The sequence below is a fragment of the Thermoanaerobacter wiegelii Rt8.B1 genome, assembly GCF_000147695.2.
In the GTDB taxonomy this organism is placed as follows: Bacteria; Bacillota; Thermoanaerobacteria; order Thermoanaerobacterales; family Thermoanaerobacteraceae; genus Thermoanaerobacter; species Thermoanaerobacter ethanolicus.
Genome location: NC_015958.1, coordinates 2,633,758 through 2,645,657 on the forward strand (window position 1 = coordinate 2,633,758; position 11,900 = coordinate 2,645,657).

10 protein-coding genes are annotated in these 11,900 nt (G+C 34.0%); 1 reads left to right on the plus strand and 9 read right to left on the minus strand.

Annotated elements, in window-relative coordinates; all coding sequences use genetic code 11:
* Positions 1-5 precede the first annotated feature (5 nt).
* The 5 genes from THEWI_RS12925 to THEWI_RS12945 all read right to left on the minus strand — a co-directional run bounded on the left by THEWI_RS12925 (position 6) and on the right by THEWI_RS12945 (position 4,927).
* Positions 6-1,976 carry a stalk domain-containing protein gene (locus THEWI_RS12925; protein ID WP_014063707.1) on the minus strand — a complete coding sequence of 657 codons (1,971 nt, stop codon included), beginning with the start codon at positions 1,974-1,976 and terminating at the stop codon, positions 6-8.
* Positions 1,977-2,055: 79 nt separating this feature from the next.
* Positions 2,056-2,469: a putative toxin-antitoxin system toxin component, PIN family gene (locus tag THEWI_RS12930; RefSeq protein WP_004399083.1), complete on the minus strand. Its 414-nt coding sequence runs from the start codon at positions 2,467-2,469 to the stop codon at positions 2,056-2,058.
* Positions 2,457-2,738, minus strand: coding sequence for a type II toxin-antitoxin system Phd/YefM family antitoxin (locus THEWI_RS12935; protein WP_014063708.1), 282 nt, complete (start codon positions 2,736-2,738; stop codon positions 2,457-2,459). Before THEWI_RS12935 ends, THEWI_RS12930 begins: the two co-directional genes overlap by 13 nt.
* Positions 2,739-2,843: 105 nt before the next feature.
* Positions 2,844-4,445, minus strand: a complete 1,602-nt coding sequence (locus tag THEWI_RS12940; protein WP_014063709.1) for a CTP synthase — start codon at positions 4,443-4,445, stop codon at positions 2,844-2,846.
* Between the two features lie 194 nt (positions 4,446-4,639).
* Entirely contained in the window at positions 4,640-4,927 is a 288-nt protein-coding gene (locus THEWI_RS12945; RefSeq protein WP_014063710.1) for a UPF0175 family protein, read from the minus strand.
* A gap of 136 nt (positions 4,928-5,063) precedes the next feature.
* On the opposite strand from THEWI_RS12945, the gene THEWI_RS12950 reads away from it, so the two are divergent.
* On the plus strand, positions 5,064-5,882 hold the full coding sequence (locus THEWI_RS12950; protein WP_014063711.1) for a histidinol-phosphatase: 819 nt from the start codon (positions 5,064-5,066) through the stop codon (positions 5,880-5,882).
* 222 nt (positions 5,883-6,104) lie between these two features.
* On the opposite strand, the gene THEWI_RS12955 is transcribed toward THEWI_RS12950, so the two are convergent.
* The 4 genes from THEWI_RS12955 to THEWI_RS12965 all read right to left on the minus strand — a co-directional run bounded on the left by THEWI_RS12955 (position 6,105) and on the right by THEWI_RS12965 (position 11,739).
* Entirely contained in the window at positions 6,105-8,594 is a 2,490-nt protein-coding gene (locus THEWI_RS12955; protein WP_014063712.1) for an MBL fold metallo-hydrolase, read from the minus strand.
* Between the two features lie 249 nt (positions 8,595-8,843).
* Complete coding sequence (locus THEWI_RS15340; RefSeq protein ID WP_014063713.1) at positions 8,844-8,966, minus strand: hypothetical protein; 123 nt, start codon at positions 8,964-8,966, stop codon at positions 8,844-8,846.
* Positions 8,967-9,041: 75 nt separating this feature from the next.
* Positions 9,042-10,643, minus strand: a complete 1,602-nt coding sequence (serA, locus tag THEWI_RS12960; RefSeq protein WP_014063714.1) for a phosphoglycerate dehydrogenase — start codon at positions 10,641-10,643, stop codon at positions 9,042-9,044.
* Positions 10,644-10,656: 13 nt separating this feature from the next.
* On the minus strand, positions 10,657-11,739 hold the full coding sequence (locus THEWI_RS12965; protein WP_014063715.1) for a pyridoxal-phosphate-dependent aminotransferase family protein: 1,083 nt from the start codon (positions 11,737-11,739) through the stop codon (positions 10,657-10,659).
* Positions 11,740-11,900 lie beyond the last annotated feature (161 nt).

Sequence of the window (11,900 nt, forward strand, 5' to 3'; positions counted from 1 at the left end):
CATTTTTAATAATTAGCAAATACATCTTTTAATTCATCATTTAGTGTATTCCAGGTATATATAGAATATCCCACTGCATCCTTTGAAGCATCAAGTCCACCTTTTAATTCGTCTACAGAGGGAAGCCCATAGCCCTCATCATAACCATGCAAAATAACTTCTATGTTGACGTTGTTTCCTGCAAGAAATTGCACTTTTTTTATAGAATCAGATACAAATTTTTTTGCATCATCATAAGTATAGTTTGCGCTTGATACGTGCCAGTAGTCCATTAAAGCAATTGCATCAAAATATTTTGCCATTGTGGCATAAGGATAGTTGGGTCTGTATTGAGGCGGATAAGTAATTGCGATAAAAGGCATTCCTGCAGGTAAATTTTTTATAGTTTGCGTCGCATAGTCTTCTACCATTTTTGACGCTGTAACCGGATCTTTTTGAGGCAATTCTTCTATATCTGCAGCAACTCCATCTACACGATAACCGTTTGGAGTGACATAGTTGGCAACTTGTGCTGTTAAAGATGCATCATATGTGGTATCTTTTAAGTCTGTGTACACCCATGCTATGACCTTTATTCCAGCTCTATGTGCAGCAGGAAGCAAGTCATCCAGCCATTTTTTCCATTTGTCTGGAAATCCCGCTTTTGATGTAGCAACTTCAAGGTAAATATGAGTTACTCTGGCATTTACAAAGCGGCTTAAATCATTTGCAGTAGGCATAGTAGAATATATACTGTACCATACTCCTTTTCCTGCATAGGGTAAAGACGTAAGAGCTTGGCCGATATTTCCTCTTGAAGATTGACTGTTGGAAGCTGTCAGTGTCCTTCTATCGGAAAGATTATCAGAAGTATCACTCGCTATTTTATTAGGATTGTTATATGCAATTGTAAGCCATCCTGCGATCCAACCTACTGTTCCGTTTTGAAGTTTGGCTTTATACCAATCGCCTGATTTGTCAATTACACTTAATATGTCCCCATTATTGACCTGCGTTATGATGTCATACTGTGTACCCGGACCAGTCCGTATATTTACTACATTGGCGTTTACCATTAAAGACGAAGGCAAAGTGATAATAATTGGTTGTATGTTAATTATCAATTTGCCATCCTGTTGCGCCACGGAATAATCAGCATCACTGCTCAAAGTAATAATTACTCTCACCGTGTTAGGAGTAAGCTGTGTCGGAATAACACCTTTTACAACTTTATCATCAAGGGCAAATCCATATACTCCATTTTTTAAAACTGCATTGTTTAGGTCTACAAAAATTGCGTCCCTATTTGGCGATTTTGAAATGTTATAGTTAGAATCTTGAGTTAAAATAATTACACTTTTTGCATCATTTATATTAGTAAATCCTATACTATCTACAGTATACGGTTTGGCAGAGGTATCTTGTGTATTTTGATTTGTGGAAGTATTGTTTAAATTAGATTGGGAAGTCTGAGTAGTATTTGAACTTTGATCACTCAATTTTGCAGAAGCAATTTGCGTGTCTGTCCCTGTTTTACTGTCTATATACACAGTGTTTGTATTTTCATCCCAATTGACGTTATTTTTGAAAGCTTCACTTATAAATCGCAATGGGACATATGTATAGCCATAGTTTACAAGTTTAACAGATGAGTCAAGTTTTACAGGCTTGTCATTTACATAGGCAGTGTCTTTGTAAAAATAGAGGACGATTTTATCTCCATTGTAAGTAATCCACACTTTAGTGCTGTCATAACCTATTTGCGCCCCCATTTTTTCTGAAATAAACCTTACTGGCACAAATACATGATTGTCAATCATGAGGGGCTTCATATTCGGATTTTGTTTTACCCCGTCTATGAGGATATTTATAGGTGGGTAATTGTAGGAGATGTTTTTTCCGTCGATGTTATAAGTTTCAGCCGCATATGCAAATGTTCCACTGTAAATTAGAAAAATTAATAAAAAAATAAACAGATACTTTCCCTTTCTTCGCATCGGTTCCCTCCTCTTTTGTTTTTTATAACTTTTGAGTTTTATTTTATTACATTTATATTACAGGTATATTTCAGAGCGATTACAATATGGTTACAAATTCTTCTGCTTTTACTATTTTAATATTTTTATACTCTTTAAGTTGAAGCAAATGATTGTCACCTGTGACTATGAAGTCACAACTTCCTTCTAAAGCACACTCTAAGAAAATATTATCTTTTGGGTCTTCTTTTATAACCTCTATTTTTTGTTTTGGATATACAAATAAAACCCAATCAAAAGATAAAAGCCTATTTAGCAAGTCAAGTCTTTTCTCAATAGTGCCAAAAACAGCAAACTTATCTCGCGTCAACACATTGGCATATTCTTCCACAATTTCTTTGCTTACTACCGGGTCAAATTTATTTAAGACCCAGTAATCAATAACTTTTGCAGGATAGCTTTTTTTGCTAATAAAAGCTGAAATTAAAACATTAGTATCAATTACTGCGCGCATTTTCGTGCTTCCTCTATCTCTTTTTGTACGTCTTCCTCAGATAAGCCTGCTGTTTCGGCTTTACTTCTAAATTCGTTTAAAATTTGCATAATCTCTAATTGTTTTGCCTTCTTTTCAAGTTCTTTTAATTGATTGTACATAGAATAACTGATTATAACTCCTTTGGGTTCAGATCGAGAAGAAACTATTATCACATCGCCTTTTTCTACTTTTTCTAAATATTCACCTAATTTGGGCCTTAATTTGTCTACTCCAACGACTTCTTCCATCTGTTTTCACCTCCAGATTAATTTTAAAATTAATTTCTAGATATATTATAGCCTTTTTGTTCATAACTATCAAGTAAAATTTAAGGGCTGGATATTCACCAGCCCTTATTCCTTGTCTTTTAACATTGCTCCTATAAAATCTCTAAACAATGGATGAGGTTTTAAAGGTCTTGACTTGAATTCTGGGTGGAACTGGGATGCCAGAAAATAAGGATGGTCTTTTAATTCTATCATTTCAACCAACCTCTCATCAGGAGAAAGACCTGAAAGCACAAGACCTTTTGAGGTTAAAAGCTCCCGATATTGGTTATTGAATTCGTACCTATGTCTATGTCTTTCATAAATTAATTCGTCTTTATAGGCTTCATAAGCTTTTGTTCCTTCAATTACTTTACAAGGATACACTCCCAATCTCATTGTGCCGCCTTTTTCATCTATGTCTTTTTGTTCAGGCATGAGGTCTATTACAGGATGGGAAGTATCCGGGTCAAACTCTGTAGAATTAGCTCCTTTTAGTCCTGCTACATTTCTCGCAAATTCTATTACAGCACACTGCATCCCAAGGCACAATCCAAGGTAAGGAATTTTGTTTTCCCTTGCATACTGGATAGCCCTTATTTTGCCTTCAATGCCTCTATCGCCAAATCCTCCCGGCACTAATATACCGTCTGCTCCCTTTAAAAGTTTTTCCACTGTCTCATCATTTACATGCTCAGCATTTACCCACCTTATATTCACAGCAGCTCTATGATAAACTCCCGCATGTTTTAATGCTTCTACAACGCTTATATAAGCATCATGAAGGTCAACGTATTTTCCCACCAAAGCTACTTCTACCTGTCTTGTGGGGTTCTTTTCTCTTTCCACGTATTCTCTCCATTCTTTTAAATCCGATTGACCAAGAGGCAAATTTAATCTTCTTAGCACATATTCATCTACTTTTTGCTTTTCGAATTCCAATGGTACTTCATAAATTGATTCTACATCTCTATTCTCTATAACCGCTTCTACATCTACATTGCAAAAAAGAGCGATTTTTTCTTTTAAGTCCTGCGTTAGAGAAAGTTCTGTTCTGCATACAATCATATCCGGTTGAATACCTATTGACCTTAATTCTTTAACGCTATGTTGAGTAGGTTTTGTTTTTAATTCCCCTGTATTACCAAGATGAGGTACTAATGTGACGTGGATAAACATAACATTGTCTTTACCTTGTTCAATTGCTACTTGTCTTATAGCTTCAAGGAAAGGAAGGCTTTCTATGTCTCCTACTGTTCCGCCAATTTCTGTTATTACTACGTCCACATTTTTTTCTTTTGCAACTCTGTATACTCTTTCTTTAATTTCGTTTGTTATGTGAGGTATCACTTGCACTGTGGCACCAAGATAATCCCCTTTTCTCTCTTTTGTGATGACAGACCAATACACTTTACCTGCAGTTACATTGCTATTTTTGGTAAGGTTAATGTCTATAAACCTCTCATAATGGCCAAGGTCTAAGTCTGTCTCCGCCCCATCTTCTGTAACAAAAACTTCACCATGTTGGTATGGACTCATTGTGCCGGGATCTACGTTTATATAAGGGTCAAATTTTTGAATAGCAACTGATATGCCGCGACTTTTTAAAAGCCTTCCCAATGATGCAGCAGTTATGCCTTTACCAAGAGAGGATACAACTCCTCCTGTTACAAAAATATATTTCGCCATTATCTCACCTCTTAAGTGTATTATCGTTTTTTATGATTAATTTTTAATGGTTTATAACCCATAAAAAAATCTCTATTTTGGAAAAATAGAGACTCGTATCCCTTTAAGTTTAAATAAATTTTTTAAATTTTTGTCATCCCGCCAGTACATAAAAACACCTCGTGAAAATAAATACTTATTTATTATATAGGATTTTAAAGTGATTGTAAAGAGTGCATTATTGCTTGTAGATCCATTTCGTAATCTTCTGCAGTATAATTTATAACCGGAATTCCTTTATTGTTTAATAACTTCATAAAATCAACTAAATTATAACCTGCCAATTCTGCAGCCTTTCCTAAACTTATTAGCCTTTCTATATATAGACCAATCGCAAGAGCTTCTCTTAATATTTTATCTGATTTTACAAAAGAAGAAAATGCATCAATTTCTGTAAATAATTGAACAGGTATTTTTAATTCTATAGTTTTTTGTTCTTCCACAATTACTCACCTCACAAAATAAAACACCTATTGTAATTATTATAACACAAGTTGCATTATTTTTTGCAAAATATTATAATGTTTTAGGATGCTAAAGAGAAAAATCGAGGATTTTAAGTTTTCAAGGAGGAAAAATATGGCTGCTGATTATCACGTCCACATAGAAAATGGGCCTTATACAATAGAATGGCTTAAGAAGTTCATTGATGTAGCACTGCAAAAAGGGTTAACCGAGATTGGCATTTCTGAGCACGGACATAGATTTAAAGAAGGATATAATGCTTATAAAAGTGACGGTTTCAGAGGAGAATGGATAAAAAGTTACATGGACCAAAGCATTTCCAATTATGTTGAATTGATAAAGGAAGCAAAAGCAATGGGTTTGCCTGTAAAATTGGGTATTGAAGCAGACTACTTCCCAGGAAAAGAAAAGGAAATAAAAGAATTTCTAGAGCCTTATCCATGGGATTTTGTGATAGGGTCTGTTCATTGGATTGAAGATTGGGGTATAGACCTTGAAGAATCTATAGAAGAATGGAAAATAAGAGATGTTGATTCGGTTTATCTCGAATATTTTAATATAATTGAAAAAATGGCTAAAACAGGCTTATTTGATATTATAGGACACATTGACCTTGTAAAAATTTTTGGATTTAGGGCAAAGCCTTCTACTTTCGATAAAATAAGACGAAATATTAAGGAAATCTCAAAAGAAGGCATAGTAATTGAAGTTTCTACTGCGGGTTTTAGAAAACCAGTAGGAGAAATTTATCCTTCCAAAGAAATAATGGGAATGATTAAGGAATATAATATACCGATTGTAGTAAATTCTGACGCTCATAACCCTTACGATGTGGCAAGAGATTTTGACAAAGCTTATGCTTATGTAAAATCCTTTAGGATAAACACTCTTTATTATTTTGAAGAAAGAAAAAGAACAGCTTATAATATTTAAAGGAGCAGGAAAGCTTGCTCCTCAGTTTGTGGACAAAGTCAAAAATTTTTTGAAGAAGATATTTTGCATCGTAGCTCCGATGTTCCAAAGCGACAAAACTAAAGCTTGACCTTCGGGTTCCGGCAGGGTCCCGGGCACAACTTCCGGCTTTTTAATATGTTACTTTGAGGCAAAGCACAGCAAAACCAGCAGTCTAGATATCTGAAAAATATCACAAAAATTTTACAGCATTTCTACTTTAAACCCTGTTAAATAGTATAACTTCTCATTAATTTCTTCTAGTGTTTCTTTCTCGATAGGAGAAGAAGTTATAATTTTTACAATCATGTTGTCCATATATATACTGGGATTTTTCTTTAAAAGAATCCCTTTTTCTTCAAAAAGATTTTTAACTATGTTTATTATTTCAAATTGATTGCAACTGTCGCTTATCCCTATAGGCCATCCTGTCTTTTCTGACAATTTTTTAATCAGTTCTGTGTACTTTTCACCCACTACTTTTGATATAAATGAAAGCTCAATATACTTAGAACCATCCGAGGATGTCTTTATGCTTTTTTTGTAAATTTTATGTGGCAGTTTTGAGAATTCTTCATCAATTATTTTCAAAGCTTTATTTTGCTCCATTCTATCTTCAAAATCGCTATTTGCCATAATAATTTCTTTCTTCTCATTTTGGATTCCCTCTTTATCATTTGCAATTAATAAAGTTAAGCCTGTTTCACTATAGAACTTGTCTTTAACTAGATCTAAATCATTAATTTTTCCTTCTATCTTTACTATAACTTTCTTTTCCATGTTCATATATGAAACTTTTTTTATTAAAACTTCTTTAGGGAGTATTTTTGACAAAATGCTGTTTATTGCTGAAATATTGATATTCTTGTTAAGCTCTATTTTCCAGCCTGTTTTCTCTTCAAATTCTTTAAATTTTTCAGAGTATTTTTCTCTTGCTACATCGGGAAAATTGAAATATAAAAGAGCTATTTTTTCTTCAAACCTTGCACCTTTTTTATACAGCCCTGATTCAGGGCCAAAATATTCATCTACAAGGGAAAGCATTTGATTTAGTTCCATTACTTCGTCTTTTTGAAGATTTTTCAATTCATCTTCAGTTACTGCATGATATAAAAACATCCGTTTTTTATCAGGTTCAAAGTATATAGTATTGTTTAGTAATTCTTTCAAGTTTTCAGTGTTAACACCTTTTCCCCAAATTTGTGCTATTTCTTCAAGAGATAATGCCTGTTTTACACCTATTTTTTCAACTATAAATTGCCATAAATCTTTTATATTTTCTTGAGTCAACGCACAATTTTGGTTCATAGAAGGATAAGGCTGTTTCTCAATTTGCTTTCTTGGATTTTTTATATCAATTTCATAGATGTCACCATTTGAAGGTATGTATACTTCTGACTTTAAGTCTTTTTGAACTTCTTTTCCGAGAAAATTTATTATTTCCGGATCTCCATGAACAAGGAATATTTTTTTAGGGTAAAGACTATTAGCAAGTGCTAGTATTTCTCCCATGTCAGCATGAGCTGATAGACCAAATTTGTCAATACTGCATTTTATCAATATTTCTTTATCGTCAATTTTAATTTTTCTGTTTTCGGGGCTTTCTTCCATGATATCTAACAGTCGCCGGCCGGGAGATTCTTCATCTTGATAGCCAGTTATGGCAATTAAATTTTTTTCATCCTGTGCAAGTTTTTCAACATACCACTGACTTGGACCCCCGGTTATCATACCTGAACTTGATAGGATTACACATGATTCTTTTATAATTTCTTCTCTCATTTCAGGCTTTTCAACTGCTATAACATTGTCATCAAAAAATATATCATTGCCCTTGAAAATTTTTTTAGCAAGGTTTTGCCTTAAATAATTGGGATTTAATTTGTAAACCCTGCATACTTCTCTCACCATGCCATCAACATATACTTTTGTTTTTAATATTCCTTTGTTTATTGCTTTCTTTAAGATAAGTATAATTTCTTGTGCTCTTCCCAGTGCAAATGCAGGTATTATGACTTTTCCACCTTCGTTTATTATAGAAGATACTTTTTCAATAAGCCTCGTTTCTTCTAATTCCCTGTTGGCATGCAGTTTGTCTCCATATGTAGACTCAAATATTGCTACATCCGGTCTTAATTTAGGTATGAAAGCTCCTTCTATGGTATTCTGCCTAAATCCAGAAAAATCACCTGAATAAAAAACGCTTCCTTCTTCTGAGGTAATATAAACTGAGGCTGCACCTAATATGTGGCCTGCAGGATATAATGTAACCTTTATTTGCGAATCGGGAAACGGCGTAAAAGTATATCCTGGTGTATAACAAAGTGCCCTATCTAACATATCTTTGACATGGTTTTCGGCATAAATAGGTATTTCACTTTCTCTCTCCATTATCTTTAAGCTGTCGTATAGCAATACTCTTGTTAGGTCTTTTGTAGCATGAGTCATATATATTTTAGCTTGGGGATACATTCTTGATATAATAGGTAATGCACCTGTATGATCCAAGTGGGCATGACTTACTATTATGGCATCAACACCGCCATGTTCTTGAATCAAACGAAAATCAGGAAGATTATCCTTTGTAGATGACATACGTATTCCGCAATCGAGTAATATGTTTTTACCTTCAAGATTAATGAGATAACATGAAGCACCTACTTCATTAGCTCCTCCAGAAAATATAGCTTTCATAAAAACCACCTTTTTGAGTTATTTTGCTAAAGTAAAAGGAGCAAGGAAAGTTTGCTCCTTTTTCATTTATATATATCCCGTTGTTTTCTTATCATGTTTCTTTAACTCTTTTAATACTTTTTTGTCAAATTATAATTTTATATTCCATTGTCCTCTATCCCTAATGCCTTTTTTGCTTCTTCTAAAGTTATATATTCTCCCTCGCTCTCCCCCATTTTTCTAAAGCTTTATCCCAATCCCTAAATTTTTTTATAACCTCTTTCTTTTTTTCTCTTTAAGATACTCAGCAAAGTTAATCACTTCAGCAATTTCTTTCTCCGTTAAAAATTCTATAATTTCATTTAATTTTTTTATCATGCTACTATTTTGCATTTTTATCACCCTAATAAAATTTACTTTGCATATATTATATCATCTTTATAATATTCTGACAACAATCTATAATCTTTATATTAGCCCCTTTACTGCTCTTGCTTTTATTATGCTATTTAATTTATTTAGAGACTCTACCGCCTCATCAGGAATTTCTTTATCCGTACTTACAATCATAAGAGCGGTTCCATCATTTTTATTGGGGCTTACTTGCATAGTGGAAATGTTTATTCCAAAGTCTCCTAATGCATTTCCTATGTGCCCTATAACCCCTGGTACGTCTTTATTCTTAACAAATAGCATGTGTTCTGTAGGCTCAAAATTTACTTTATGACCCATATACTCTACAATTCTTATTTCTTCCCCATATGTGGTGCCAGCAAATTGTGTCGTTTTACCATTGGTGTCTGTAATTTTAAGTATGACAAGGCTTGAATAGTGGTTTATTTCTTCGATTTTTCCTTCTACAATTTCTATTCCCATTTCTTTTGCCCTTAATTTTGCATTTACAACACTTACATCCTCTTCTAATACAGGCTTTAAAAAGCCTTTAAGGGCATAGAGAGTGACAATTTCTGTATTAGTTCTAGAAATCTCTCCTCTATATATCACTTCAACTAATCTAACAGGAGTATCATTTATTTGATAATAAAGTGCTCCCATGGCTTCGGCTAATCTCATGTATGGTTTAAGCTGTGAAAATTCATCGGATTTTACGCCTGGTAAATTTACTATGTTTCCGTACAAATTGCCGTTTAAAGCCGAAATTACTTCTTGAGCAATTGATATGCCTATGTTTTCTTGCGCTTCATAAGTCGAAGCTCCAAGGTGAAGAGTAAAGACAACATTTGGCAGTTCAAGAAGAGGATTGTGAAAATCTTGTCGTTCTACATTATATTTGGGCTCTACTTCAAGAACATCCAAACCTGCTGCCGCCACAATACCTTCTTTTATGGCACTATATAGTGCCTTTTCATCAATAATGCCTCCTCTAGCAGCATTTACTATTCTAACTCCTTTTTTCATCTTTTTAAATTCTTTTTCCCCAATCATTTTTTTCGTCTCTTCCGTTTTTGGGAGATGGATTGTTATAAAGTCTGATTGCTGGAGTAATTCATCCAAAGTAACTTTTTCTACTCCGTATTTTTCAAAACGACTATCAGGCATATAAGGGTCGTAAGCAATTACTCTCATGTTAAATGCTGCCAGCCTTGCAGCAACGAGGGAACCGATTCGACCAAAACCTATTATACCTACAGTTTTACCATTTAGTTCAACGCCTTTGAATTTATCCCTTCTAAAGTCTCCATTAAGGCCAGCATGATAGGCTTGTGGTATATTTCTGGCTATAGCCAGCATAAGGCCAATGGTCAATTCCGCTGCAGCTACAGTATTCCCAGTAGGAGTATTTACAACAAGAATTCCTTTTTCAGTAGCTGATGACACATCAATGTTGTCAACACCATTTCCTGCACGACCTATGACTTTTAATCTTTCACCTTTTTCGATGAGTTCTCTATCTACTTTTGTAGCACTTCTAACAATAATAGCGTCATAATCTTTAATAATTTCTAAAAGCTCTTCTCTTGAGATATTAGTTTTCACATCTACTTCGGCATGTTTTTTAAGATATTCAATCCCATTATCTGATATTTTTTCTGTGACAATTATCTTCAAAATTTATCCCTCCTTATCCCTCTATTGCGTCTTTCAACGCCTCAAGAGTTTTAGTAAGCATTTCTTCAGTCACATAACCCATGTGACCTATTCTTATAATTTTCCCTTTTAAAGGTCCTTGTCCTCCTGTTATCAATACCCCATGTTTTTCTTTCATGTGATTTATAATCTCTGATGCTTTGTATTTTTCAGGAACTTTTATAGCAGTTATTAAATCAGAAGCTATGTCTTCTTCCGGCAACAGTTCTAATCCCAAGCTCTTTACGTATTCTCTCACTCTTTTTCCATAGGTGGCTTGCCTTTTGTATACATTATCCAATCCAAATTCTAAAAGCATATTTGTCGCTTTTGCTACAGCCATTATTGTAGAAACAGCAGGAGTAGCAGGAGTATCGGGATTGGGTTTTAAAACACCTTCTCTTGCTTTTTTTAAGTTAAAATAATATTTTGGAAGATTAGAAGTTTCCGCCATTTTCCATGCTCTTTCACTTAAAGCGACAAAGCTAAGTCCAGGAGGCGACATAAGGCATTTTTGAGAACAGGTTATTACTGCATCAATACCCCATTCGTCCATTTCAAGGGGTATACCGCCTAAAGAGCTTACAGCATCAACGATGACTGCCACACCGTACCTATCAGCAATTTTTGCAATTCCTTTTACGTTATTTGTAACTCCTGTAGAAGTTTCATTGTGTGTGACTAAAAGGGCTTTGTAATTGCCATTTCTTAATTTGTCTTCTAATACATTAAGGTCTGCTGCATTTCCCCAACCAAAGTCATGAAGTTCCGCATCAAGTCCATAAGCTTTCGCTATATCATAAAACCTCTCTCCAAAGTAACCTATACTGGCGACTAATACTTTATCTCCCGTGGAAAAAAGATTTGCAATGACAGCTTCCATTCCACCTGTTCCTGATGAGGTTAAAGTAATAACTTCATTTTTAGTTTTAAATATTTCTTTTAAATTTTTATTGAGATTAGAGAATAATTCATAAAACTCTTCCGTTCTATGGTGTAAGGGTTGTGCACCTGCAACTTTTTTTACCTCCTCCGGCACCATCGTAGGCCCCGGTGTCATCAATATCATCTCTTTCATTTTCTCACTCCTTGTTACTAGATATATATTTAATATGATAAATCAATAAAGTAAAAAATGCAATAGTAAAAAATACATTTGTCCACGTAGAGTATACATTGTTAAAAAAATATCGATTACTGATAAGCAGAAATGAAAAATATATTATCACAAAAGGTAAA